Consider the following 25455-nt stretch of genomic DNA (forward strand, 5'->3'; position numbering starts at 1 on the left):
ATGAACCACACCGTCATGGCCCGCAGCTGGGTCGAGCACGCCAACGGGCACGCAGACTTCCCGTTGCAGAACCTGCCGCTGGGCATTTTCAGCCGGCCGGGTGAGGCGAGGCGCTGCGGGGTAGCCATCGGCGATGCCATCCTGGACCTGCAAGCGGTACTTGCCGCGGGCCTTTTCCATGGCCAGGCCAAGGCTGCCGCCGAGGCGACGGCGGGTGGCACCCTGAATGCCTTCTTTGCACTGGGCCGCAACGCGCGAGTGGCCTTGCGCGGTCGACTGTTGGAACTGCTGGGCGAGCACAGCGAGCACCAGGCAGCGTTGAAACCGGCGCTTTACCCTGCCAATGAGTGCCAGCTGCACGTACCAGCGCAGATCGGCGATTACACCGACTTCTACGTGGGCATCGAACATGCCACCAATGTGGGCAAGCTGTTCCGCCCCGACAGCCCGCTGTTGCCCAACTACAAGTACGTGCCCATCGGTTACCACGGCCGCGCCTCCACCATTCGCCCGTCTGGCACCGACGTGCGCCGGCCCAAGGGCCAGACGCTGCCTGCCGGGCACAGCGAACCCCGTTTCGGCCCCTGCGCACGGCTGGATTACGAACTGGAGCTGGGCATCTGGATTGGCCAGGGCAATGACATCGGCCAGGCAATCCCCATCGACGAGGCGGGGGAACACATCGCCGGCCTGTGCCTGCTCAACGACTGGTCGGCACGGGATATCCAGGCCTGGGAGTACCAGCCGCTAGGGCCGTTCCTGTCCAAGAGCTTTGTCACCAGCATTTCGCCCTGGGTGGTAACGGCCGAAGCGCTGGAGCCGTTCCGCTGCGCACAGCCCGCCCGCCCGCAAGGTGACCCGCAACCGCTGCCGTATCTGCTCGGCGCCCAGGACCAGGCTGCCGGTGCATTCGACATTGAGCTGGAAGTGCTGCTGCTCACCGAGCGCATGCGCAACGAAGGCCAGGCCCCCCATCGCCTGACCCTGAGCAATAGCCGCAGCATGTACTGGACAGCCGCGCAGCTGGTGGCCCATCACAGCGTGAACGGTTGCCAGTTGCAGCCGGGCGACCTGTTTGGTTCAGGCACGCTGTCGGGGCCGACGGCAGGTTCGTACGGCAGCCTGCTGGAAATCACCGAAGGTGGCAAACAGGCGGTGGAGCTGGCCAACGGTGAGGTCCGCACGTTCCTTGAGGACGGTGACGAGATCATCCTGCGTGCGCGCTGCCGGCGCGAGGGTTCGGCCAGTATCGGTTTCGGCGAATGCCGCGGCACGGTCGTCGCAGCCAACTGAGGGGCAGAGGCATGGAGCTGTATACCTACTACCGTTCCACCTCGTCCTACCGGGTACGCATCGCGCTGGGGCTCAAGGGGCTGGGCTGGCAGGCGGTGCCGGTCAACCTGTTGCAGGGCCAGCAGCGGGGCGCCGGGTACCTTGCGCTCAACCCGCAGGGGCGGGTGCCGGCGCTGCGCACCGATCAGGGTGAACTGCTGGTGCAGTCGCCTGCAATCATCGAATACCTGGAGGAAGCCTACCCCGATCCCGCGTTGCTCCCGGCTGATGCTGCGGCGCGCGCCAGGGTGCGTGGGGTGGCCGCAATCATCGGCTGCGATGTTCATCCGCTGCACAACGTTGCTGTGCTCAACCGGCTGCGCGAGGCCGGGCACGGGGAGGTACAGGTCAACCAGTGGGTTGGGCATTGGGTCACTCAGGGCCTGGCTGCCGTCGAGCAACTGATCAGTGACCACGGCTACTGCTTCGGGACCGCACCGGGTATGGCGGATGTGTACCTGATTCCGCAGCTTTATGCGGCCGAACGCTTTGCCGTTGACCTGTCGCGGTATCCGCGTATCCGTCGGGTGGCTGCGCTGGCCGGGCAGCATCCGGCATTTCAGCAGGCACACCCGTCGCGCCAGCCTGATGCCCCTGTCTAGTGGATGGAGCGCTTGCCGCTGGGTAACTGAGCCAGGCGTTTGCTGAGCGTCAATTGCTGAACAGGGTCCTCGGTCAGCAGCATGGCCCGTTCAAGATCGAAGCGTTCGGCTTGCGGGCAATCGAGTACCTGATACAAATTGGCCCGGGCAAGGTAATCACCCACCTGCACCGGCCCCATTTGCATCACCCGCTCGGCATCGATCAACGCCGCCAGCGGAGCATCGTTGCTGGCGTGCAGTTGTCGCAGGTTGCGTGACAGGCGTTGCAGCATCTGCATCGGGCTGGCCACCAACAGGTGCTCACCCGACAGCGTCACGCCGGGGCCGTATTGGCGTATCAACAGCTCACGGCAGTCGTTGGGGTACAGGCGTCTGCCGCCGCAGGGGTCGAGCAGGTGGTCGGCGCCAGGCACCCGCAGCAGAAAATGGCCAGGGAAGCTCACCCCCTCCAGCGGAATGGACAAACGCTGCGCAAGCTCCAGGGCGAGCAAGGCCAGGGTAAGGGGTTGGCCCCTGCGGCGCTGCAGTACTTGGTTCATCAGGGCGGCATGGGGGCGCAGCGGCAGGTACTCATCCTGCTGGAAGCCAAGGGCAGCGAGCTGACGCAACAAGGGCTGGGCCAACTCGTTGACGGGCAGCATCGGCAAATGGCTGCTGATTTCAAATTGCAGGCCCTGGACTGTGGCCAGGCCAGCGCCCGGCTCGACGCCGGGGTCATGCTCGGCGGCAATCCACAGGGCGGCTTCCAGCAGGGCGACCGGTTGGCGGTCGAGGCAGGCCAGGCAGGCTTGACGTGGCTTCATGGGCTTCTCCACACACGCTTGAGTATTGGCCGCACGGAGGGTTTAGTCCAGTGGTCCGGTGAGCCGCCGGGTGCGCTGCAGGTGCCTATACTGACTGCAGCACTTCATGGGGGCCATGCCGATGTTCGCGCTGATGCAAAGCACCCGTACCCAGTCACTGCACCTGTTCAATGACCCACAGACAGGCCTGAAAGCCGTGGTCGCCATCCACAACGAGCGGCTGGGCCCTGCCATGGGTGGTTGCCGCTACCTGCCCTATGCCGATGATGAAAGTGCCATGACCGACGCCATCGCACTGGCCCAGGGCATGAGCTACAAGGCCGCGCTGGCAGGGCTCCCCGTGGGGGGCGGCAAGGCGGTGGTCATGCGCAACCCCCACGTGGAAAACCGCGCCGCCTTGTTCCAGGCGCTTGGCCGCTTCATCGATACCTTGCAGGGGCGCTTCGTGGTTGCCGTGGACAGTGGCACATCCACCCTCGACATGGACTGCATCGCCCAAGGCACCCCTTACGTCACCAGCACCACCGCCTGTGGCGACCCGTCGCCCCACGCAGCGCTCGGCGTATTTGCCGGGCTCCGGGCCACCTCCTATGCACGGCTGGGCAGCTACAATCTCGAAGGGCTGCGCGTGGCGGTACAGGGGTTGGGCAATGTGGGCTATGCCCTGGCGGAACAGCTGCATGCGGCAGGTGCCGAACTGCTGGTGAGCGACCTGGACCCAGGCCGGGTGCGCCTGGCGGTGGAGCAGCTTGATGCGCACCCTGTGGCCCATGATGCATTGGCCAGCACCCCGTGCGACATCTTCGCCCCCTGTGCGGTGGGGCCGGTGCTGAACGGGCACAGCGTGATGCAACTGCGGTGCGCGGCGGTGGCGGGGGCGGCAAACAATCAGCTGACCAACCTGCAGGTGGCTGACCAGCTTGAAGCCCGCGGTATTCTGTATGCGCCAGATTATGTCATCAATGCCGGGGGGCTGATCCATGTGGCCCTCACCCATGCAGGCGAGAACAGTGCGGCTATTGCTGCGCATATTGCGCGCATACCTGCACGCCTCACCGAAGTATTCGGCCATGCTCAGGCCGAAAAGCGCTCGCCGGCACGGGTTGCGCAAACGCTGGCGGAGCGTTTGCTGTATACCTGACGGCGTGTTGGCCTGCCCCTGCAATGCAGGGCGCAGCCTGGCTTATTCCGCGGCGCTGCCTTCGAGCAGTTCTGCCAGTGCATCAGGCTGGCTCTTGAAAGCACGGGCGAATACGTCACGGTTTTTCGCCATGTAGATGCCGGCTTCTTCCACCTGCTGTTCAGTCAACGACGGCACGGCCTTGTGCAGCACCTCGGCCAGGCGCTCCGCCAGTTCGAGCATCTTGTCGTGACGGTCTGCTTCGGCCTTATCCATGAACAAGCGCTCCGGGTCGCGGCTGCTGCGGTACACCACTTCGACGGCCATTCATCACCTCTATGCCTTTACGCTGGTTTACTGTATCTATATACAGTAATGGCATTGGTTGCATCGCGCAAGCCCGTTCTTCACAGGCGCCCCAGGCGTGCCCTGCGGCAATCAGCCGCCTTCCAAGGCAAGGGCCTGGCCCTTTAACTGCATGGCACAAGCGTCACACCGGTGACGCATCATCCTTCAAGACGTATCGGGGAATGGAACATCGTGAACATCAAATGGGCAGAGAAACTGCGCAAGGGCCTGCATGGTTCGGCCGACTCGCTGGGCAACCTGTGCGTGGAGGCGTTCCATTACCTGGCCCTGTTCGGCATTGGTGCGATCACGGCCTATGCTGCCGTGGTGACCTTTCTGGACATGCTGGGCAAGGGCGGCATCAGCGTCGATGACATCCTGCTGCTGTTCATCTACCTGGAGCTTGGGGCGATGGTGGGGATCTATTTCAAGACCAACCACATGCCCATTCGCTTTCTGCTCTACGTGGCCATCACCGCGCTCACCCGCTTGCTGATCGGCGACGTATCGCACCACAAGGCGCCGGACGTAGGGCTGCTGTACCTGTGCGGGGGCATTTTGTTGCTGGCGTTTTCCATCCTGGTGGTGCGCTACGCGTCGTACCGCTACCCGTCCACCAAGGTGCTGGATGCCAACGGCCGCAATGTGGAGGAAGGCAAGTAGCCCTCAGTTGGCAACTACGTGGCGCTGTTGGGCAGCCCCGTCGCGGGTCAGTGCGGCCAACACCTGCATCGGGTTCTGGCTGCGGTCGATGGCCAGGCCCAGGCGAATGCTGTCGATGACGCGCTGCAGGCGCACCGGGTCGTTGCGCTGTGCCTTGCTGATCAGCCGCTTGGCCGCCACGCCCGAGTCGTCGGACAGGGTCAGCATGATGCTGCCATCAAGCGCCTCGATGCTCAGGTTGACCCGGAACTGCGGGCTGAATGCGTCATTGATGCTGGCAAATGGGTTGGTCATGAGCGTGCTTCTGCAACGGGACAATGCAGAAATTGACTGGCGGGGAAGGGGGCGGGTTCAGCACCGTTTATCGGTACCTGTAAAAAAACAACGCAATGTCATCAGGTTGTAAGGGGGCCACTGGGCAGCCCCCTCACATTCACGCCATCAGGCTTCCGGGTCGACTAGCTCCAGCGTGCCGCGCTTGCTGCGCAGCTTGCCGTAGAAATGTTCCAGGGCGTGGCTGAGCTTGGTGGCTGCGCCGTCGACTGCCTGGTCGACCGAAGTGGCAGTGTGGGTCACGGAAATCGGCTGGTGGCCTTTGGGGCGAGCCTCCATCTGGCAGCGTTTGTCATGCGGTCCGGGCTTGGCGCCGTTCTCGTCGCGCAGGTGGACCTCGATGCGGGTGAGGTCTTCTTCGTAACGTTCCAGCGAGGTTTGCAATGTGCTGCGTACCCACTGGTCGAGCCGGGCGTTGCTTTCGAAATGGTTGCTGCTGTTGACCTGGATTTGCATGATTCAATCCTTATTCAGCTTGCTCGCATGGAGACGCGCCTAGGTCCTTGAGACCCCTGGAATTTCTGCGCCTCTTGACTCTAAGGTCAGGCAACTGGATGACGAATTCAAGCCCTTTGGCAAAATAAATTTCTTGTTGCAAAGTACGCTGCTGCCATCTACCTGGTCTCACCGTTCGCCCGTCTGGCTTCAGAACTCAACCGACGTCTGTACATACAAGGTGCGGGGTTCGCCCACGTACTTGCCCTTGTTGTTGTCGTCATAGGAGCGCGTGTAGTACTCGCGGTTGAACAGGTTTTTCACCCCCACGGCGACCTTGAGGTTGGCCAGCTGCGCGCCAAAATCGTAGCCGGCGCGGGTGCTCACCACCCCGTACCCCGGGATGCGGCCGGTGCTGCCGTCGGCGCTTTCAGGGCCGGTGTTGGCGTTGTCGGCGTACTGCGCGCTCTGGAAGCTGCCGTCCAGGTTCAGTTGCCAGGGCCCCTGGGTGTAGCCCACGCCCAGGTTGCCTTTGTGCCGGGACGAGAACGGCACCTGGTTGCCCTTGTTCGGCCCGTCCTCGCGGATGGTGGCGTCGACGAAAGCGTAGCTGGCATGCACATCGAAGCCGGTCAGCGCCGGGCTCAGGCCGTCGAGGGCATAGCGGACGCTGGTTTCGATGCCCTGGTGACGGGTTTCACCACGGGCGATCACCGAATCATTGGTCTGGTTGCTTTCGTACTGGTTGTCGAAATTGATCAGGAACGCGCCGATCTCAGCCTGCAGGTCGCCGCTGTCGTAGCGGGTACCCACCTCCCAGGTGCGGGCTTTCTCTGGCTTGACCTCGCCACTGTTGACCCGGTTCGGCATCTGGCTGTACTGCACGCTGCCGAACGAGCCTTCGGTGTTGGCATACAGGTTCCAGGCGTCGGTGAGGTGGTACATCACGTTCAGCGCTGGCAAGGCGGTGTTGTAGCTGCCTTGGTAGCGTTGGCCGCTGAGGTTGTTGTTCTGGGCCGAATCGATCATTTCGTAGCGGATGCCCGGGGTGATGGTCCAGCGGCCGATGTCGATGTGGTCGTCCAGGTACAGGGCGTGGGCTTCGGTGCTGCCGCGGGTGTCGCGGTCGTTACGGCTGGCGGTGCTGGGCAGCCTGCCGTTTACCGGTTCGCGGTAGCGCAGCTCGTGGCCGGCCTCGTTCACGTAGCGGTAGCCGATGCCCACCTCATGCCAGCTGTCGCCCAGGGCCAGGCCCTGGGAAAAACGCGTTTCGATACCGCGCACCCAGTACTCGCGCGGCGACAGCGAAACGAAATTGCCTTGGTCCAGGTAGCCGCTGCGCAGGGTGTTGGTAAAGAAGCTGTTGATGCTGAACTGGCGGTCGTCCTGCTTGTAGTCATACCCTGCGTTGACCAGGGTGCGACGCCCCCAGAAGCGGTCTTTCAGGCGCGTCGACTGGTAAGGGTCGGCGTCGAAGGCTGCCTTGCTCAGGCCGCCCGGCATGTCGGCCTCGCCCTCGTAGTACTGCGCCATTGCATGCAGGCTGTTGGCTTCATCCAGTTGCAGTTTGCCTTTGACGATCAGGTCGTCAATCTGCGTGTCGCTGTGTTCACGCCAGTCGCCACCCCGGGTGCCGGAGTACAGCAGGGCACCGCCCAGGCCGTTGTCGTTGGTGCCACCGACCAGCAGGTTGGCCGTGTTCTTGAAGCCGTCGTGGCTGGACGAGGGGCTGATCTGGTTCTGCATGGCCGCCTTGAACGTGGCCTGCTCTGGGATCGCGCGGGTAACGAAGTTGACGATGCCCCCGACGTTCTGCGGGCCATAGCGTACGGCCCCGCCACCGCGTACCACGTCCACGGCGTCCATGTTGCCCATGCTCAACGGCGCGAGCGACAGTTGCGGCTGGCCATAGGGCGCGAAGGGCACCGGGATGCCGTCCATCAGCACGGTCGAGCGCGAAGCCAGGCGTGGGTTCAAGCCGCGGATGCCGAAGTTCAGTGCCAGGTCGTGGCTGCCAGTACCGTTGTTGTCCGGTGCGTTCACGCCGGGCATACGGTTGAGCACCTCACGGGCCGTGGTGGCGCCGCTGCGTTCGAAGTCCTCGCGGCGTACCACATCCCGCGCGCCTGGGTGTTCGAACACATTGTCCTGACGGGCATCGGCCAGCCAGTCACCCACCACCGTCGAAGCGCCCAGCTCCAGGGGTGCGTTGGCGGTGCTGGTGGCGACCGGTTGCAGGCTGAAGGCGTTGTCGGCCTCCTGGTGGGCCTGCAGGCCGCTGCCGCGCAGCAGCGCGTCGAGCCCCTGGCGCATGTCGTACTCGCCTTGCAGGCCTTGCGTGCGCAGGCCAGCGGTCACGTGCGAGCCAAACGAAATCAGCGCGCCACTCTCGCGGCCGAACTGGTTGAGGGCTTCTTCGAGTGCACCGGGGGCGATGTGGTAGCTACGGTTTTCGGCCTGGGCGGCGGGCACGGCCAGGCCAAGGGTGGTGGCCAGCAGCATGGCGTGAACGAGTGGGCGAGGGCGCAGCAGCATGGGGCGGGTCCTGAAAAGAGTGGAGTTGCCATGTCTGTCACGCGAGGTTGGGAAAATGGCTCACTGCATGGGGGATTTTTTTGCGGCTGCTGTGCAGCCAACAGGGCACGACCAGCTTCAGCCGAGGGCAGGCTCCACTTTGACCCAGTAGCGGGTAAACCGGCGCACCCGCACAGGCAGCGCCACCTCGAGCATGTCGAGGATGCGCTCGCTGTCATTCAACGGGTAACTGCCGGAGAGGCGCAGGTCTGCAATCCGGTCACTACAGCCCAGTTGGCCATGGCGATAGCGCCCCAGCTCAGCCAGGAAGTCTGCCAGGCGCATCTGCGAGGCAACCAGCATGCCTTCCACCCATGCCCCGACATTTCGGTCGAGCGGGGCCTGCCCGTGCCAGGCGCCACTGAAGCGCGCCTGCTGCCCGGCCACCAGCAAATGGCCGTCGGCATCCGCCACGCCATCGAACACAGCCACCTGGCTGTAGCCTTGGAACTGGCGCACGTTGTAGCGCCCGCTATCCAGGCGAAGGTCGCCTTCGGCGGTACGCAACAGCAGCGGCCGCGCCTGCCTGGCCACCTGTAACGCCAGCTCGCCCTCCAGCAGCCGCACCCGTCGCTGCTGCAGGTCGATCTGCACATCGGCAGCGCTGCCGGTATTGAGCTGCAAAACACTGCCATCGGCCAGCGGCAGGCGCCTGCGCTGGCCCACCGGGCTGCGGTAGTCCGCCATCAGGCTGGGCAACGGGTTGTGCTGCTGCAGGCCCAGGCCGGTAGCGCTGGCCAGCGCCGCCAGCAGCAGGGCTTTCATGGCCCGGCGCCGGGCGGGCGAAGGCGGCGCCTGCAGGGTGGCGTGCAGCACCGGGGCCGCAACGCTACGCATGCGCTGGTTGACCCGCTGGATATGTGCCCAGGCCCGCTGATGTTCCACGTCTGCCAGCAACCAGCACTCCAGTGCCCGCTGCTGTGACAGGTCGAATGCGTCGCCCTGGGACTCCACCAGCCAGTGCACGGCCTGTTCAGCCACCTGCCGGGAAAATGTCGGGTTCACAGGGCGAAGTAGCAGCGCATCGCCGCCTTGCTCAGGTAGCGTTTGACCGTGGCCAGGGAAATGCCCAGCTTGCGGGCAATCTCGCCCTGGCCCAGGCCATCGACCTGCGCCAGCAGGAAGGCCTGCCTGACCAGCGGCGCCAGGCCGTCCAGCAGGCGGTCGAGTTCAAGCAGGGTGTCGAAAATGATCGCCTTGTGCTCTTCGCTTGGCGCTACCGCTTCAGGCACCTGCGCCAGTGCCTGCAGGTAGGCACGTTCAAGTTCCTGGCGGCGGTAGTGGTTGCACAGTACCCGCTTGGCCACGGTAGTGAGGAATGCCCGTGGCTCGGCCAGTTGCGGTGCTTCACGCGCCTGCAGCAGCCGCACATAGGTGTCTTGCGCCAGGTCGGCGGCGCTGTGCGGGCAGCCCAGGCGGCGGCGCAACCAGGCGGTGAGCCAGCTGTGATGGGCGTTGTACAGGCCTTCGACGGTGGATGTGAGCGCGCTTGGCACCGGCATACCTCGGCGCCGAAGGCGCGACTGGTAGTAATAATTGTTCGCATTATATTTGTGCTGCGATAGCGGTGCAATCCGTTGCCGTGCACAGCGGCCGGCGAGGGCCGACAAACGAGCTTTGCTTATGAGAATTCAAATCATTATTATTGCTCACCCGCTAACACCCGGACCCTCGCCATGACGCGCAAAACCGCCGGCATCACGCTCAGCTACCGCCTGGCCGTGGCTTCCCGCAGCCTGGCTGCGCTGCTCGGGGGTTATGCGTTGGCATCCGTGGCCAGCGTTTGTATCGCCTTGCTGGCACCCCTCGCCGCGGTCGATGCCACGCTGGTCGGGCTGATGGTGTCGTTTGTGTTCTACGTGCTGGCCTTCATCTGGTGCTTCGCCTGCCGCACGGCCTGGCAAGCCTGGCTGGGGGTGCTGGCGCCGGGTGTATTGATGGGTGTGCTGAGCGCCCTTGCCTACGGGATGAAAACCCCATGAAAGAAGGTTTCCGCCAGGCCATGGCCTGGTTGCACACCTGGACAGGCCTGCTGTTCGGCTGGCTGCTGTTTGCCATCTTCCTCACCGGCACCCTCACGTATTTCAAAGACGAAATCACACACTGGACCCAGCCAGAAATCCGCAGCCATGCCGTGGAACCCGCCCGGGCCCTGGACATGGCCCAGCGTTACCTGCAGGCAAATGCCGCACAGTCGAGCACCTGGTTCATCCGCATGCCCAGCGACCGCGAAGCGGCCCTGAGTGTGGGCTACCGCGACCCCAACGGCGGGCGGCGCGGCTTCGTCAGCAAGACCCTCGATACCCAGACCGGCCAGCCCGTCGAGGCCCGCGACAGCCGGGGTGGCGAGTTCTTCTACCGCTTCCATTTCCAGTTGCAGATGCCGCACCCGTTTGGCCGCTGGCTGTCGACCTTCTGCGCCTTGATCATGCTGCTGGGCCTGGTCACCGGCATCATTACCCACAAGAAGATCTTCAAGGAGTTCTTCACCTTCCGCCCAGGCAAAGGCCAGCGCTCGTGGTTGGACGGGCACAACGCCATTGGCGTGTTGGTGCTGCCGTTCCACCTGATGATCAGCTACAGCAGCCTGGTGCTGTTCATGTACCTGGTGATGCCAGCGGGCATCACGGCCCACTACGGCAACGACACCGAAAAGTACTTCAATGACCTGTTCGGTGGCGATGAAACACCGGCCGCCGCCCAGGTTGCCGCGCCGCTCACCCCGCTGCCTGCCCTGTACGCCAAGGTGCAGGCGCTGCAGCCGGGCACCCGGGTGGGCAACATTCGCGTGGAAAACCCGGGCGACAGCAATGCGCGGGTCACCTTGTCCCAATCGGCAGCTGACCATGTCGCCTACCGGCGCAGCGCCAACTGGACCTTCGACGGCGCCAGTGGCGCGCTGTTGGGCCAAGGCAAGCCTGAGAGCGGGGCGATGATGACTGCGTTCAGCTTTGCCGGGCTGCACATGGGCAACTTCGCCGGCCCGTGGCTGCGCTGGCTGTACTTCTTCTTCGGCCTGGCCGGCACGGCAGTGATCGGCACCGGGTTGGTGATGTGGCTGGGCAAGCGCCAGCTCAAGCACGCCAAAAGCTCGCACTTACCCATGGAATTACGGCTGGTGGAAGTGCTCAACATCGCCAGCATGAGTGGCCTGCTGCTGGCAGTGGCCAGTTTCTTCTGGGCCAACCGCTTGCTGCCAGCCACGCTCGAGGGCCGGGGGGATTGGGAGGTCAACGTGTTCTTCATCAGCTGGGGCCTGTCGCTGGTGCATGCCGTGCTGCGCAGCGGCCGACGGGCCTGGGCCGAGCAACTGGCGCTGGGGGCATTGGCCTTCGCTTTGCTGCCCTTGCTCAACGCCCTTACCACCGAGCGTGGGCTGGGGAACTCGCTGCAGACCGGTGACTGGACCATGGCCGGCTTTGACCTCACGGCGCTAGCCAGCGGTGTGTTCCTGGCCTGGCTGGCCAGCAAGATGCTGCGCACCCCCAAGGTGGCCGCCAAGCGCACCCCGCGCGCTGCCCGCAATGCGGCCACCGAACCTGCGGAGGCAAGCTGATGCTGGGCAATGCACTGATCGCCTTCGCCGGCTTCGCAGCCCTGTGCCTGGCCATGGAAAAACACTTCAGCGACCTGCTGGGGCGCAAGCCGCGCCCCGGGCAACTGAAGGCCCTGCAGGTGGCGGGCTGGTTGCTGCTGGTGCTGTCGCTGGTGCTCAGCGTGCACCTGCGTGGCTGGGCCTACGGCTTGGTGGAGTGGGCGGCGGTGATCATGGCGGGGGTGACCTTGTGGGTGTTTGTCTTGCCGTACCAGCCCCGCCTGCTGCTGAAGCTGGCCGCTGTCAGTGTGCTGATGGGGCCGTTATTGGCCCTTTTCGCCGTTTAATGCCGTGGCCCAGCCTGAAGATGAGGTACAACCCGTTGCCGACACCCTCGGCAGCCGGGTGCGCTTCACCCAGGTTTTCATGGCCCAGCGGGCGCGCATGGAGGCCTTGGTCAGCCGCCGGGTGGGCTGCCGGGCCACGGCGTCAGACCTGGTCCAGGAGTTGTTCCTGCGCTTCTGGGGGCGGCCCGAAGTCAAGGTAGAAGCGCTCGATACCTACCTGCTGCGCTGCGCCGGCAACCTGGCCATCGACCACCTGCGCAGTGAAGGCAGCCGCGAGCGTGCAGCGGAAGGCGCGTTGCCTGCCGATGAGCACAGTCCCGGCCAAACCCCCGAACAGGCCCTGGAAGTGGCCCACGACCTGCAGCGCATCGAGGCCGCCCTGCGGGCGTTGCCCGAACGCACCCGGCAGATCTTCCTGCTCAACCGCGTGCATGGTTGCAAGTACGGCGAGATCGCCAGCGCCATGCAACTGTCCCAGAGCGCCGTGGAAAAGCATATGATGCGCGCCCTGCAAGCGTGCAAGGCCAGTGTTGCCGAGCCCGCGTCCACTCCACGCCGGCCAGGGAGCGCCCACCGATGAGCCGTCTACCGCCGATCACCGACGCGCAGTTCCAGGCCGCCTCGCAGTGGCTGGGCCGCATCAACGAGCAGCCGACGCAGGCCCACGGCGCCGCGTTCAGGCGCTGGCTGCTGGCCGACCCACAGCACCCTGCGGCCTATGCCCAGGCCCAGTCGGCCTGGCACAACAGTGGGCCTGTTGCCGCCGCCCTGGCCGCTGAAGACCAGCACGCCTTGCAAGGCTACCTCGATGTCATGGCCCGGCCTGTGCACCGGCGGGCCTGGGGGCGTCGGGTGGCCGGGCTGGCCGCTGCGGCATGCCTGGTGCTGGCGTTGGGCATGGCCGGGGGCTGGCAGCCGGGCTACTGGATTCAGGATTTGCAGGCCGACTACAGCAGCGCCGGGCAAGTGCGGCAAGTCACCTTGCCCGACCAGTCCCAGGTGACCCTGGATGCCCACAGTGCGATCGCTGTGCAGTTTGCCCAGGGTCAGCGCCGGGTGCGGTTGCTGCATGGCGCTGCGTTCTTCCAGGTGACGCACACCGGCGAGCCGTTTTTGGTCGACGCCGCAGGGGGGCAGGTGCGCGTGCTGGGTACCCAATTCGAGGTGCGCGACCAGGGGGCCGGGGCGCAGGTGACGGTACGCAGTGGCCGGGTGGCGGTAAGCCCGGCCCAAGGCGCCGCGGGCCGTGAGCTCACGGCCAACCAGCAGGTGATGTACGCCTCTGGCCAGGTCGGCAATACCGTCATGGTCAACAGCGACAACCGCCTGGCCTGGCGCGAGGGCTGGCTGAACTACTCCCAGGCGCCTCTGGCGCAGGTGCTGGACGACCTTGGGCGCTACTACCCCGGGCGAATCCTGCTGCTCGACGATGCCCTGGGGCAACGGCTGGTCAGTGGCAGCTTCCCGGTTGCCGAGCCGCTGATGGCGCTGGAGTCCCTCGGCAAGGTGGTCGGCTTCGAGCGGCAGACGGTGCTAGGGCGCCTGACCCTGATCCGCCCGTAGCCGGCTGCGCAAAAAAACTGTTGTGTGGGGGTGAGGTAATCGCTCGCCGCATCCGTGTAATGAGTGGAAGTGCGATTCATTCGCAGTGATTACCCTCTCACAGGTCAGCGTTCATGAAGTTCACCTCGCGTTGCGTTCCCCTCTGGCTTGGCCTTGCCGTGCTGCCGCCGCTCACTGTCGCCCCCTTGGCCAGCGCCGCTGAGCAGTCGCAGGCCTATACCTTTGCCCAACCAGCGCAGCCGCTGGCCCAGGCCCTCAACGCGTTCAGCCGCACCACCGGCCAAAGCGTGCTCTACACCTTGGCGTTGCCGGCGGTACAGGCACCGGCCTTGCAAGGCCGGTTCAGTGCCGAGCAGGCGCTGCAGCAGTTGCTCGGTAGCGCCGGCCTGGCATGGCGCCGCGTGGACGCACGCACGCTCACCGTGGAAGCGCCGGACACATCCGGTGCCCTCAGCCTCCAGGCCACCACCGTCACTTCGCAACTGGACAGCACCAGCTACCAGCCACCGGCCACCGCATCGATCATGCGCGGGCAGGGGCCCAACCAGGACATCCCCCAGGCCATCAACGTGGTGCCGGCGCAGGTCATCCGCGACCAGGCGCCGCGCAACCTGGACGATGCCCTGGCCAATGTCAGCGGCATCACCCAGGGCAACAACTTCGGTGGCACGGCAGACACCGTGATGAAGCGCGGCTTTGGCGACAACCGCGACGGCTCGATCATGCGCGACGGCATGCCGGTGGTGCAGGGCCGCGCCCTCAATGCCAGCACCGAGCGGGTGGAAGTACTCAAAGGCCCGGCCTCGCTGCTGTATGGCATCCAGGACCCGGGTGGGGTGATCAACGTGGTCAGTAAACGGCCGCAACTGGAGCAGTACAACGCCCTGACCGTGCGCGGCTCCAGCTATGGCAGCGGCAAGAATGGCAGTGGCGGTGGCTTCGACAGCACCGGTGCACTGGGTGACAGCAACTTCGCCTACCGCCTGATCGCCGATCATGAAGACGAAGACTACTGGCGCAACTACGGCGTGCACCGTGAAACCTTGATAGCGCCTTCGCTGGCCTGGTTGGGCGAGGACACCCAGGTAGTGCTGGCCTACGAACATCGGGAGTTTCTCTCGCCGTTCGACCGCGGCACGGCCTTCGGCAATGATGGGCGCCCGCTGAACATCCCGGCCACACGGCGCCTGGATGAGCCATTCAATGACATGGAGGGGCGCTCGGACCTGTACCGGCTGGAGGTGGACCACCAGCTCGCCGACGACTGGAAGATGCACCTGGGCTACAGCTTCAACCGCGAAACCTACGACGCCAGCCAGGTGCGCGTCACCGGCATCAACACGCGCAATGGCACGCTCACCCGCAGCATCGACGGTACCCAGGGCGCCATGAGCCGCGACCAGTTCGTGACCCTGAGCCTGGCCGGCAATGTGCAACTGGCCGGCATGCAGCATGACCTGCTGTTTGGCGTGGACCACGAAGACCGCAAGATCTACCGCGCCGACCTGATCCGCCAGACCCCCAAGTCGGTGTTCAGCTACCTGAACCCGGTGTATGGGCGTGAAGTGGAGGGCACCACTGTGCGCGCCAGCGACAGCGACCAGACCGACAAGCTGCGCACCGACGCGGTATTCCTGCAGGACGCGCTGCACCTGGACGACCACTGGATCCTGGTGGCGGGTGGGCGCTTCCAGCAGTACGACCAGTACGCCGGTCGCGGCCGCCCGTTTAAGGCCAATACCGATATCAGCGGCCAGACCTGGGTGCCCCACGCCGGTATCGTCTACAAGGTGGACGAACAGCTGTCGTTCTATGGCAGCTACAGCGAGTCGTTCAAGCCCAATTCCACCATCGCGCCGCTGGCCGGCAATGTGGTGCTGGACTCAGCAATCGCGCCGGAAGAGGGCAAGTCCTGGGAGCTGGGCGCCAAGCTCGATGTGCCTGGCCGCATCACCGGCACCCTGGCGCTGTTCGATATCACCAAGCGCAACGTGCTGGTGTCCAACTTCGACTCCGCCACCCGCGAGACGGTGTACAGCAATGCCGGCGAAGTCAGTTCGCGTGGCGTCGAGCTCGACCTCACCGGCCAGTTGAGCGAGCGGTGGAGCCTGATCGGCAGCTACGCCTTCACCGACGCCAAGGTCACAAAAGACCCGGCCCTGGAAGGTAACCGCCTGCAAAACGTGGCCCGGCATGGGGCTTCGCTGTCGGCGGTGTATGACTTCGGCAACCTGTTCGGTGGCGACAACCTGCGGGTGGGCGCGGGGGCGCGGTATGTTGGCGAGCGCCCGGGCAACGCCACCAACACCTTCGACCTGCCGTCCTACACCGTGGCCGATGCCTTTGCCAGCTACGAAACCAAACTGGACGAGCACAAGGTGCGCCTGCAACTGAACGTGAAGAACCTGTTCGACAAGGTGTATTACAGCTCGGCGGTCAACCAGTACTTCGTCGCCCTCGGCGATGCCCGGCAGGTCAGCGTGTCCAGCACGCTGGAGTTCTAAGGCGCGCTTGCCGCCTCGGTTCAGCGGCTGAACGCCCGCCGGTATTCGCCAGGTGTCGCCCCCAGCGCCTGGCGGAAGCGGTTGGTGAAGTGGCTGGCGCTGGCAAAGCCGCAGGCCATGGCCACGTCGCCCAGTGGCGTGCCGCCCAGGCGCAGCAGTTGGCAAGCCCGCTGCAGCCGGCGGGCTAGCAGGTACTGGTGCGGGGGGAGCCCGAAACTGGTGCGGAACATGCGCGCGAAATGGTATTCGGACAGGTTGCAGCGCACGGCCAGCTCGCCCAGGGTGAGTGGCTGGGCCAGGTGCGCCTCGATGTAGTCGATCAGTTGGCGCCGCAGGTTCGGCGCCAACCCCCCTTTGAGCCGCAACCCATCACGCACACCCACCTGGCTGAGCAGGGCGTGGTCGACCACTTCGTGTGCAAGGCTGCTGGCCAGCAGGCGTTCTGCGGGTTCGTCCCAACCCAGCTGTATGAGCTGGCGAAATCGCCGGGCCTGCTGCGGGTCATCCGTGAAGGTGGCCTCCTGCAACTGCAGTTCGCGGGGCTCGCGGTCGAGCAGGCGCACACAGCCCAGGGCGTACTGCGCCTCGCTCACATACAGGTGGGCGACACGAATGGTGCCATTGATCACCCAGTTGGACTCGTGCCCGGCCGGGAGTATGCACAGCTTGTCCGGTGCGCCTTTGTCTGCCGGGCGCTGGCGGCGGAAGGTGCCGGTGCCATCGTCGATGTAGCACGACAAGGTGTGATGGCTGGGCGCCTGGTAGTCGCGAGCGTCGTCGCGGTTGTGCCACAGCGCAGCCGCCAGGCCGTCACCCAGGTGCGCGCTGAGTTCCAGCCGGGCATTGGGCGAGGCATGCATGGCATTGAACACGTGCAACTGGTCGAGTGGGGTCATGGGCAATTCCTCTTGCCAGCCATCCTACTGAGCCTGGGGCAGGCTTACAGCTACCTGCGAAACAAATGCGCAAGTTTATGCAAGCCGCAGTGGGCTATCCGGATGAAACTCGCATCTGGGAGATCACCCTGCTCTCGCCTTCTGTGGGAGCGGGTTTACCCGCGAAGCAGGCAGCGCAATGTATGGCACCGGCTTTGCCGGTGTTCGCGGCTGAAGCCGCTCCCACAGTGATTGCGGCCACTTTGAGATCTCGTGCAAGGCAGCGCAATGCGGTCCCCGAATTGATCCCCACCGCCTGAGGCCCCCGATGAACCTGTCACTCTACCTGCTCACCGTCCTGATCTGGGGCACCACCTGGATCGCGCTGAAACTTCAACTGGGCGTGGTCGCCATCCCGGTATCCATCGTCTACCGCTTTGCCCTCGCCGGGCTGATCCTGTTCGCTGTGCTGTTGCTCACCGGCAAGCTGCAAGCCATGAACCGCCGTGGTCACTGGCTGTGCCTGGCCCAGGGCGTGTGCCTGTTCTGCGTCAACTTCATCTGTTTTCTCAGCGCCAGCCAATGGATCGCCAGCGGCCTCATCGCGGTGGTGTTTTCCACTGCCACGCTGTGGAACGCGCTCAACGCCCGCTTGTTCTTCGGCCAGAAGATCGCTGCCAATGTGCTCGGCGGTGGGGCGTTGGGGCTAGCCGGCCTGGGGCTGTTGTTCTGGCCGGAGCTCTCGCACCATGCCGCCAGCCGTGAAACCCTGTACGGCCTGGGCCTGGCGCTGCTGGGCACCCTGTGCTTCTCGGCAGGCAACCTGTTGTCGAGCATGCAGCAGAAGGCCGGGCTCAAGCCGATGACCACCAATGCCTGGGGCATGATGTACGGGGCCGGGATGCTGGCGGTGTTCTGCGTGCTGGCCGGCGTGCCGTTCACCCTGGACTGGAGCATGCGGTACATTGGTTCGTTGCTGTACCTGGTGGTGCCGGGTTCGGTGATCGCCTTTACGGCCTACCTCACGCTGGTCGGGCGCATGGGGCCGGAACGTGCGGCCTATTGCACGGTGCTGTTCCCACTGGTGGCGCTGAACGTGTCGGCAGCGGTGGAGGGGTATCAGTGGACGCCGCCCGCGCTGCTGGGCCTGGTGGCGGTGATGGCAGGCAATGTGCTGGTGTTTCGCAAGCCCGGGGCCAGGGTGGCCCCGGGCGTGCCGAGGTCGGTATAGAACGGCCGGTCAGCCTTTCCACACCTGCGGGTTCACCAGGTCCTGAGGGCGCTCGCCCAGCAGGGCTGCCCGCAGGTTGTCGATGGCGCGGTTGGCCATGGCTTCGCGGGTTTCTGCCGTGGCCGAGCCAATGTGCGGCAAGGTCAGGGCATTGGGCAGTTTGAACAGCGGCGAGTCGGCCAGCGGCTCTTTCTCGTACACATCCAGCCCGGCGCCGCGAAGGGTGCCGTTTTGCAGTGCCTCGACCAGCGCCGCCTCGTCCACCACCGGACCACGGGCGATGTTGATCAGGAACGCGCTGGGCTTCATCAGCTGCAGTTCCCGTGCGCCGATCAGCTTGCGGGTGGCATCGGACAACGGCACCACGATGCAGACAAAATCGGCTTCAGCCAGCAACTGTTCCAGGCTGCGCAACTGCGCGCCCAGTTCCTGTTCCAGCGCGCTCTTGCGGCTGTTGCCTGCGTAGATTACCTGCATGTTGAAACCGAACCGGCCGCGGCGGGCAATGGCGGCACCGATGTTGCCCAGGCCGACGATACCCAGGGTCTTGCCGTGCACGTCGCTGCCGAACTGCGCCGGCCCCACGGTCGCCTGCCAGTTGCCGGCCTTGGTCCAGGCATCCAGTTCAGCGGTGCGCCGGGCACAGCCCATGACCAGCGAGAACCCCAGGTCGGCGGTGCTCTCGGTCAATACATCCGGGGTGTTGGTCAGGGCAATGCCGCGCTCGTTGAAATAGTCCAGGTCGTAGTTGTCGTAGCCCACCGACACACTGGACACCACCTCCAGCTTGCCTGCGCCCTCCAGCTGCGCCCGCCCCAGCTTGCGGCCCACACCGATCAGGCCATGGGCTTCAGGCAGCGCTTCGTTGAACTGGGCACTGATGTCGCCGAGCTTGGGGTTGGGCACGATCACGTTGAAGTCATGCTGCAGGCGCTCGGCCATTGCTGGCGTGATGCGGCTGAAGGCCAGGACAGTCTTTTTCATCGAAACACCCTTCGGACGGAAAGCTACAAGCTACAAGCTGCAAGCTGAAAGCTGCAAGTTGGAAGCGGCAAGATGAAGCGTGATTGGGTTGGAGAGGGCCGCGAGGCGGCCTTTAGTTGGCGATCAGGACCTGGTGGGTTTTCAGGTCGGCTTCGTGGGCAGCAAGGATTTCGGGGAGGGAGTTGCGCAGGTATTCCACCCAGGTCTTGATCTTGGCGTCCAGGTATTGGCGCGAGGGGTAGATGGCGTACAGGTTCAGTTCCTGCAGGCGGTACTCCGGCAGGATGCGCACCAGGCTGCCGTTGCGCAGGCCTTCGATGGCCGAGTAGATCGGCAGCACCCCCACGCCCATGCCGCTGCGGATGGCCGTGCGCATGGCGTCGGCGGTGTTGACCATGAACGGCGAACTGGTGACGTTGACCATCTCCTGGCCCTCCGGGCCGTCGAACAGCCATTTCTCCAGCGGGATCACCGGGCTGACCATGCGCAGGCAGGCGTGCCTGAGCAGGTCCGCGGGCTTTTGCGGCACGCCGTGGCGGGCGATGTACCCGGGTGAGGCGCACACGATGCTGTAGGTGATGCCCAGCCGTTGCGACACGAAGCCAGAGTCCGGCAGCTCCGTGGCCAGCACGATGGACACGTCGTAGCCCTCGTCGAGCAGGTCGGGTACCCGGTTGGCCATGGTCAGGTCGAAGGTGACGTCCGGGTGCGACTCGCGATAGCGCGCAATGGCGTCCACCACGAAGTGCTGGCCCACCCCGGTCATCGAATGCACTTTCAGTTGCCCGGCCGGGCGGGCGTGGGCGTCACTGGCCTCGGCCTCGGCCTCTTCCACGTAGGCCAGGATCTGTTCGCAGCGCATCAGGTAGCGCTTGCCGGCTTCGGTCAGCGCAATGCGGCGAGTGGTGCGGTTGAGCAGCCGGGTTTGCAGGTGGGCCTCCAGGTTGGAAACCGCCCGCGACACGTTCGCGGTGGTGGTATCCAGCTGGCCCGCTGCGGCAGTGAAACTGCCAAGCTGGGCAACGCAACTGAACGCACGCATGTTTTGCAGGGTGTCCATGGGTCACTCTCGATGTAGAGGACAAAATTGTGTCACGAAGTCATGCGCAAGAGATGAAAATTGCCTACGACCAAAGGCGGATTATCGCTGTTTTGGTAACAAAGATTCGCAGGAAACAGCGCTTATCGCCAGTGCGGCCGCCCCCTAGAATTGCGCGGCCCCTCCACCTTTTCCTCGGGATACCGCAGCTGTGCCGCGTCGCCTCAACAGAACGCTCCATGCGTTCAGTGCCTGTGCCCTTGCCCTCTGTTTGAGTGGCTGTATCGGAACCTGGGGCATCGCCCCGCAAACCAAGACGCTGCAAGCCAACACCCTCACCACGGATGAGGCCATACAGCAAGCCGCTAGCGACGCCCACTGGCCCGACCAGCAATGGTGGCATGCCTATGCTGACCCGCAACTGGACCACTGGATCGCCCTGGCCCTGGCCGGTAGCCCAAGCTTGGCCATGGCGGCGGCGCGAGTGCGCCAGGCCCGGGCCATGGCCGGCATCGCCGAGTCGGCAGAGCAGCTGCAAGGCAATGGCCAGGCTGCACTCAAGCGCCACAACTGGCCCGAAGACCCATTCTACGGGCCTGGCGCATTGTCGGGTGCCAACACCTGGGACAACCAGGCGGGCCTGGGCCTCAGCTATGCCCTGGACCTGTGGGGGCGGGAGCGCAACACCAGCGAGCAGGCGGTGGACCAGGTGCACGTGAGCGTGGCCGAGGCCCGCCAGGCGCAGCTGGAACTGCAGCACAATGTGGTGCGCGCCTACATCCAGTTGAGCCTGCACTTTGCCCAGCGCGACATCGTCAAGGCCGAGCTTGCCCAGCAACAGCAGATTCTGGCCCTGGCCCAACGCCGCCTGGATGCCGGTATCGGCACCCACTTCGAGGTCAGCCAGGCCGAAGCGCCGTTGCCCGAAACCCATCGCCAGCTCGACAGCCTCGACGAAGCCATTGCCCTGGCACGCAACCAGCTGGCTGCCCTGGCGGGCAAGGGGCCGGGGGAGGGCGCCCAGTTGCAGCGCCCCAGCCTGGCACTGGCTGCACCCTTGAAACTGCCCTCGACGCTGCCCGCCGAACTGGTCGGCCAGCGGCCTGATGTGGTTGCCAGCCGCTGGCAGGTGGCTGCGCAGGCGCGTGGCATCGACGTGGCCCACGCCGGCTTCTTCCCCAACGTCGACCTGGTAGGCAGCCTGGGCTTCATGGCCACCGGTGGTGGCGCGCTGGCGTTCCTCACCGGGCGCAAGTTCAACTACACCGTTGGCCCCGCCGTCACTTTGCCGGTGTTCGACGGTGGCCGCTTGCGCGCGCAACTGGGTGCCGCTTCGGCGGGCTACGACATGGCTGTGGCGCGCTATAACCAGAACGTGGTGGATGCGCTCAAGGGTGTCTCCGACCAGCTGATCCGCCGCGAGTCGATGGAGGCGCAGGCGCACTTCGCGGCCGAGTCGGTGGCGGCTGCGCAGAAAACCTACGACATCGCCACGGTAGCGTTCAAGCGCGGCCTCACCGACTACCTGAACGTACTCAACGCGCAGACGTTGCTGTTCCGCCAGCAGCAGGTGCAGCAGCAGGTGCAGGCCGCGCGCCTGGTTGTCCATGCCGACCTGGTTACCGCCCTGGGCGGTGGCCTGCAGGCCGGTAGGGATGTGCCCGACGAACAGCGCCAGGCGGCGCCGAAAACCCCCGCCACCCTGGCGATCCTCAACTCCAGAAGGGGCCGTGCAGAATGAGCGCTGCCAGCTTGCCCCTGCGCTGGCTGCAACGCCTGGAGTGGCGACGAGGCTTTTTTGCCTGGGTGCGCACCGACGGCGTCACCTGGGTGTACATCTTCAAGGTGCTGGCGGCGGCCTTCATCACCCTGTGGCTGGCCATGCGCCTGGAGCTGCCGCAGCCGCGCACGGCCATGATCACTGTGTTCATCGTCATGCAGCCGCAAAGCGGGCATGTGTTCGCCAAGAGCTTCTATCGGGTGCTGGGCACCCTGGCAGGTTCTGCCATGATGGTGACGCTGATGGCCATCTTCCCGCAGAACACCGAGCTGTTCCTGCCCAGCCTGGCGCTGTGGGTGGGCCTGTGTTCAGCAGGGGCCATGCGCTACCGCACCTTCCAGGCTTACGGGTTCGTGCTGGCCGGCTACACCGCCGCCATGATCGGCCTGCCAGTGCTGCAGCACCCGGACCAAGCCTTCATGGCGGCCATGTGGCGGGTGCTGGAGATTGCCCTCGGCATCCTGGTGTCGACGTTCGTCAGTGCTGCAGTGCTGCCACAGTCCGCCAGCGCCGCCATGCGCAACGCCCTCTACCAGCGCTTTGGCGTGTTCGCCGCTGTAGTGGTGGAGGCGTTGCGGGGCGACAGCCAGCGCGATCGTTTTGAAAGCAGCAACGTGCGTTTCGTTGCCGAGGCGGTAGGCCTGGAGAGCCTGCGTAACGTCACCGCTTTCGAGGACCCCCACATGCGCCGGCGCAGTGGCCGCCTGGTGCGCATGAACAGCGAGTTCATGGCCATCACCACGCGCTTCAACGCCTTGCATCGCCTGATCGAACGCCTGCGTGCCCGGGGGCCTTCGCAAATTGTCGGCGCCATCGAGCCCGGCCTGCAGACCTTGGTCGAGTTGCTGCAGCCCTATGTGGACCGTGCCCTGACCGACGCCGACGCGCTGCGCCTGACCCTGGAGCTGGGGGCCTACCGGGAGGGCCTGCAGGCCCAGGTACGCAGCCTGCGCGCCGAGTACCTGGCCACCGAACCCGGTGAAGCGGACCTGCTGGATTTCCACACCGCGTTCGAGCTGCTGTACCGCTTCGTCGACGAGATGTACAGCTACGCCGAAACCCATGCGTCGCTGGCCGTGCACAAGCACGAGCGCGAGCAGTGGGACGAGCCTTACGTGGCGCAGACCAGTTGGCTGGTGTCGCTGGCCGCCGGGCTGCGGGCATCGGCGGTGCTGTTGCTGCTGGGCAGCTACTGGTTGCTGAGCGACTGGCCCAGCGGGGCCATGATGACCTTGATCGCTACGGTCACGGTGGGCCTGTCTGCCGCATCGCCCAACCCGAAGCGGCTGTCCTTCCAGATGGCCTGCGGCACGGCCATCGGCGCGGTGGTGGGCTTCTTTGAAACCTTCTTCGTCTTCCCCTGGATCGACGGCTTCCCGTTGCTGTGCATGGTATTGGCGCCAGTGTTCGTGCTGGGGGCGTTTCTGTCGTCGCGCCCGGCCTACGCGGGCTACGGTATCGGCCTGCTGGTGTTCTTCGCCATCGGTTCGGTGCCCAACAACCTGACGGTGTATGACCCGTACAGCTTCATCAACGACTACATCGCCATGGTTATCGGCATGTTCGTGTGCGCCGCCGCCGGGGCGATCATCCTGCCGCCCAACAGCCGCTGGCTGTGGAGTCGCCTGGAGCAGGCACTGCGCGAGCAGGTGCTGTTCGCCATCAGCGGCCGGCTGCGCGGCATCGGCACGGCCTTCGAAAGCCGCACCCGCGACCTGTTGCACCAGGCCTACGGCCTTGCTGCCGGCAAGCCGCAGGTGCAGAGCCAGTTGATGGGCTGGATGTTCACCGTGCTGGAAATCGGCCATGCCGTCATCGAGCTGCGAAAGGAGCAGGACCGCGCGCCGGTACACCCGGCCTATGCCGAATCGCAGCCGTGGCGCCAGGCGATCCGGGTGATGGGGCGGGCGCTGGCGCGGCTGTTCCTGCAGCCCAATGCCAGCAACCATGAGCGGGCCCTGGTGGCGGTCGACCATGCCATTTCGCGCGTGCAGGCCACCGATGAGCCCTTCGCCCGGCACTTCGACACCTCGGTGCTGCGCCGCGCGCAGAGCTACCTGCACTTCATTCGCTCGTCTCTGCTCGACCCACTGTCACCGCTGGCCCCGGACAAAGGTGTGCACCATGCCCCGTGAAATTGCCTTCCATGGCGTCTATATGCCCACCCTGACACTGATGTTCCTGTTTGCGCTGGGCTTGGCCTGGGGCCTGGACCGGTTCATCGCCAGCCACGATGGCTACCGTTTCTTCTGGCACCCGGCGCTGTTGCGCCTGAGCCTGTTCGTCTGCCTGTTCGGCGCCTTGGCGCTGTCGCTCTATTGGTGAGAAACCTTCAATGAAAAAGTTCTTCAGCCTGGTCGCCACTCTGTTGGTGCTGACTGCTGCGGTGGTGATCGGTCGCCAGCTGTGGCTGCACTACATGACCACGCCCTGGACCCGGGATGGCCGTGTGCGTGCCGACATCATCAACGTCGCTGCCGATGTGCCGGGGTATGTGGTGGATGTGCCGGTCAAGGATAACCAGCGGGTAAAGAAGGGCGATGTGCTGATTCAGATCGACCCGGCGCATTACCAGGTGGCGGTCGACCAGGCCAAGGCGCTGGTGGCCTCGCGCAAAGCGACGTGGGAGATGCGCAGGGTCAACGCCAGGCGCCGGGCGGACATGGACAACTTGGTCATCTCCAAGGAAAGCCGCGACGATGCGAGCAACATCGCCAGTTCGGCGCTGGCCGATTACCAGCATGCCCAGGCGCAGTTGGCGGCAGCGGAGCTGAACCTCAAGCGTACGCAGATCGTGGCGACGGTGGATGGCTACGTGACCAACCTGAATGTGCACAGGGGGGATTATGCGCGTACGGGGGAAGCGGTGATGGCGGTAGTGGATGAGCACTCGTTCTGGGTGTATGGGTTTTTCGAGGAAACCAAGTTGCCGCATGTGAAAGTGGGGGACCCGGCGGAGTTGCAGATGATGAGCGGGGCTCGGTTGGAGGGGCATGTGGAGAGTATTGCCCGGGGTATCTATGACCGGGACAACCCGCAGAGCCGTGAGTTGGTGGCTGATGTGAACCCGACGTTCAACTGGGTGCGGTTGGCGCAGCGGGTGCCGGTGAGGATTCAGATTGATAGTGTGCCGGAGGGGGTTTTGTTGGCGGCGGGGACTACGTGTACGGTGGTGGTGACGCCGCTCTAGTGTTGATCGACGTATAGGTTCTCTGGGTGGGTTTTGATAATGCGTATGGTCCATTTGCGATGGGGGCGCTTAATCACCTTTTCGCTCTTACGGTGTATTCGTCCACGCTTTTTAAGTTTAAGTTTAAGTTTAAGTTTAAGTTTAAGTTTAAGTTTAAGTTTAAGTTTAAGTTTAAGTTTAAGTTTAAGTTTAAGTTT

Annotated in this window: 25 protein-coding genes; 15 read left to right on the plus strand and 10 right to left on the minus strand. The window is 64.7% G+C overall.

Annotation, left to right across the window (positions count from 1 at the left end; genetic code table 11):
- Positions 1–1293, plus strand: coding sequence for a fumarylacetoacetase (fahA, locus tag PPA02S_RS20700; RefSeq protein WP_028633298.1), 1293 nt, complete (start codon positions 1–3; stop codon positions 1291–1293).
- 11 nt (positions 1294–1304) lie between these two features.
- Positions 1305–1934 (plus strand): maleylacetoacetate isomerase, encoded by a 630-nt coding sequence (gene maiA / locus PPA02S_RS20705; protein ID WP_028633297.1) that lies wholly within the window; start codon positions 1305–1307, stop codon positions 1932–1934.
- On the opposite strand, the gene PPA02S_RS20710 is transcribed toward maiA, so the two are convergent.
- Complete coding sequence (locus PPA02S_RS20710) at positions 1931–2737, minus strand: transglutaminase family protein (RefSeq protein ID WP_028633296.1); 807 nt, start codon at positions 2735–2737, stop codon at positions 1931–1933. The two genes, maiA and PPA02S_RS20710, sit on opposite strands and share 4 nt — an antisense overlap.
- 121 nt (positions 2738–2858) lie before the next feature.
- On the opposite strand from PPA02S_RS20710, the gene PPA02S_RS20715 reads away from it, so the two are divergent.
- Positions 2859–3878 carry a Leu/Phe/Val dehydrogenase gene (locus PPA02S_RS20715; RefSeq protein ID WP_028633295.1) on the plus strand — a complete coding sequence of 340 codons (1020 nt, stop codon included), beginning with the start codon at positions 2859–2861 and terminating at the stop codon, positions 3876–3878.
- Between the two features lie 42 nt (positions 3879–3920).
- On the opposite strand, the gene PPA02S_RS20720 is transcribed toward PPA02S_RS20715, so the two are convergent.
- Positions 3921–4184 carry a YebG family protein gene (locus PPA02S_RS20720; RefSeq protein ID WP_028633294.1) on the minus strand — a complete coding sequence of 88 codons (264 nt, stop codon included), beginning with the start codon at positions 4182–4184 and terminating at the stop codon, positions 3921–3923.
- A gap of 213 nt (positions 4185–4397) precedes the next feature.
- Here PPA02S_RS20720 and PPA02S_RS20725 point away from each other — a divergent pair, with 213 nt between their 5' ends.
- The gene (locus tag PPA02S_RS20725) at positions 4398–4868 is read left to right on the plus strand and encodes a phosphate-starvation-inducible protein PsiE (RefSeq protein WP_028633293.1); all 471 of its coding nucleotides are present in this window, start codon (positions 4398–4400) and stop codon (positions 4866–4868) included.
- A 3-nt stretch (positions 4869–4871) separates the two neighbouring features.
- On the opposite strand, the gene PPA02S_RS20730 is transcribed toward PPA02S_RS20725, so the two are convergent.
- The 5 genes from PPA02S_RS20730 to PPA02S_RS20750 form a co-directional block, all read right to left on the minus strand.
- Positions 4872–5162 (minus strand): DUF3509 domain-containing protein, encoded by a 291-nt coding sequence (locus tag PPA02S_RS20730; RefSeq protein WP_028633292.1) that lies wholly within the window; start codon positions 5160–5162, stop codon positions 4872–4874.
- A 147-nt stretch (positions 5163–5309) separates the two neighbouring features.
- On the minus strand, positions 5310–5657 hold the full coding sequence (locus PPA02S_RS20735) for an HPF/RaiA family ribosome-associated protein (RefSeq protein WP_028633291.1): 348 nt from the start codon (positions 5655–5657) through the stop codon (positions 5310–5312).
- Positions 5658–5846: 189 nt separating this feature from the next.
- Positions 5847–8171 carry a TonB-dependent Fe(3+) dicitrate receptor FecA gene (fecA, locus tag PPA02S_RS20740; protein ID WP_028633290.1) on the minus strand — a complete coding sequence of 775 codons (2325 nt, stop codon included), beginning with the start codon at positions 8169–8171 and terminating at the stop codon, positions 5847–5849.
- Positions 8172–8288: 117 nt separating this feature from the next.
- Positions 8289–9215, minus strand: a complete 927-nt coding sequence (locus PPA02S_RS20745; RefSeq protein ID WP_028633289.1) for a FecR domain-containing protein — start codon at positions 9213–9215, stop codon at positions 8289–8291.
- The gene (locus PPA02S_RS20750; RefSeq protein WP_028633288.1) at positions 9212–9712 is read right to left on the minus strand and encodes a sigma-70 family RNA polymerase sigma factor; all 501 of its coding nucleotides are present in this window, start codon (positions 9710–9712) and stop codon (positions 9212–9214) included. Before PPA02S_RS20750 ends, PPA02S_RS20745 begins: the two co-directional genes overlap by 4 nt.
- 174 nt (positions 9713–9886) lie before the next feature.
- Here PPA02S_RS20750 and PPA02S_RS20755 point away from each other — a divergent pair, with 174 nt between their 5' ends.
- The 6 genes from PPA02S_RS20755 to PPA02S_RS20780 all read left to right on the plus strand — a co-directional run bounded on the left by PPA02S_RS20755 (position 9887) and on the right by PPA02S_RS20780 (position 16159).
- Positions 9887–10192 carry a DUF3649 domain-containing protein gene (locus PPA02S_RS20755; RefSeq protein ID WP_028633287.1) on the plus strand — a complete coding sequence of 102 codons (306 nt, stop codon included), beginning with the start codon at positions 9887–9889 and terminating at the stop codon, positions 10190–10192.
- Positions 10189–11766 carry a PepSY-associated TM helix domain-containing protein gene (locus tag PPA02S_RS20760; protein WP_028633286.1) on the plus strand — a complete coding sequence of 526 codons (1578 nt, stop codon included), beginning with the start codon at positions 10189–10191 and terminating at the stop codon, positions 11764–11766. The genes PPA02S_RS20755 and PPA02S_RS20760 overlap by 4 nt, the downstream gene beginning before the upstream one ends.
- A complete protein-coding gene (locus PPA02S_RS20765) occupies positions 11766–12092 on the plus strand; it encodes a DUF3325 domain-containing protein (RefSeq protein ID WP_028633285.1) in 327 nt (108 codons plus the stop codon). The genes PPA02S_RS20760 and PPA02S_RS20765 overlap by 1 nt, the downstream gene beginning before the upstream one ends.
- Positions 12093–12171: 79 nt before the next feature.
- A complete protein-coding gene (locus PPA02S_RS20770; RefSeq protein ID WP_236404157.1) occupies positions 12172–12672 on the plus strand; it encodes an RNA polymerase sigma factor in 501 nt (166 codons plus the stop codon).
- A complete protein-coding gene (locus tag PPA02S_RS20775) occupies positions 12669–13655 on the plus strand; it encodes a FecR family protein (protein ID WP_028633283.1) in 987 nt (328 codons plus the stop codon). Before PPA02S_RS20770 ends, PPA02S_RS20775 begins: the two co-directional genes overlap by 4 nt.
- Positions 13656–13768: 113 nt before the next feature.
- Positions 13769–16159, plus strand: coding sequence for a TonB-dependent siderophore receptor (locus tag PPA02S_RS20780; protein WP_028633282.1), 2391 nt, complete (start codon positions 13769–13771; stop codon positions 16157–16159).
- A 20-nt stretch (positions 16160–16179) separates the two neighbouring features.
- On the opposite strand, the gene PPA02S_RS20785 is transcribed toward PPA02S_RS20780, so the two are convergent.
- Positions 16180–17055, minus strand: a complete 876-nt coding sequence (locus tag PPA02S_RS20785) for a helix-turn-helix domain-containing protein (protein WP_028633281.1) — start codon at positions 17053–17055, stop codon at positions 16180–16182.
- 307 nt (positions 17056–17362) lie between these two features.
- On the opposite strand from PPA02S_RS20785, the gene PPA02S_RS20790 reads away from it, so the two are divergent.
- Positions 17363–18265: a DMT family transporter gene (locus tag PPA02S_RS20790; RefSeq protein WP_028633280.1), complete on the plus strand. Its 903-nt coding sequence runs from the start codon at positions 17363–17365 to the stop codon at positions 18263–18265.
- 9 nt (positions 18266–18274) lie between these two features.
- Here the strand turns inward: PPA02S_RS20790 and PPA02S_RS20795 are convergent, their stop codons facing one another.
- Entirely contained in the window at positions 18275–19249 is a 975-nt protein-coding gene (locus PPA02S_RS20795) for a 2-hydroxyacid dehydrogenase (RefSeq protein ID WP_028633279.1), read from the minus strand.
- Between the two features lie 112 nt (positions 19250–19361).
- Positions 19362–20309, minus strand: a complete 948-nt coding sequence (locus tag PPA02S_RS20800) for a LysR family transcriptional regulator (protein ID WP_028633278.1) — start codon at positions 20307–20309, stop codon at positions 19362–19364.
- A gap of 190 nt (positions 20310–20499) precedes the next feature.
- On the opposite strand from PPA02S_RS20800, the gene PPA02S_RS20805 reads away from it, so the two are divergent.
- From PPA02S_RS20805 to PPA02S_RS20820, 4 genes are read left to right on the plus strand one after another with little or no spacing between them, the layout of a single operon-like run.
- A complete protein-coding gene (locus PPA02S_RS20805; RefSeq protein WP_028633277.1) occupies positions 20500–22029 on the plus strand; it encodes an efflux transporter outer membrane subunit in 1530 nt (509 codons plus the stop codon).
- Entirely contained in the window at positions 22026–24203 is a 2178-nt protein-coding gene (locus PPA02S_RS20810) for an FUSC family protein (protein ID WP_028633276.1), read from the plus strand. The genes PPA02S_RS20805 and PPA02S_RS20810 overlap by 4 nt, the downstream gene beginning before the upstream one ends.
- Entirely contained in the window at positions 24193–24393 is a 201-nt protein-coding gene (locus PPA02S_RS20815) for a DUF1656 domain-containing protein (protein WP_028633275.1), read from the plus strand. The genes PPA02S_RS20810 and PPA02S_RS20815 overlap by 11 nt, the downstream gene beginning before the upstream one ends.
- A gap of 10 nt (positions 24394–24403) precedes the next feature.
- Positions 24404–25258, plus strand: coding sequence for an efflux RND transporter periplasmic adaptor subunit (locus PPA02S_RS20820; protein WP_028633274.1), 855 nt, complete (start codon positions 24404–24406; stop codon positions 25256–25258).
- Positions 25259–25455: the final 197 nt, after the last annotated feature.

The organism is Pseudomonas parafulva NBRC 16636 = DSM 17004 (assembly GCF_000730645.1).
Taxonomy (GTDB): Bacteria; Pseudomonadota; Gammaproteobacteria; order Pseudomonadales; family Pseudomonadaceae; genus Aquipseudomonas; species Aquipseudomonas parafulva.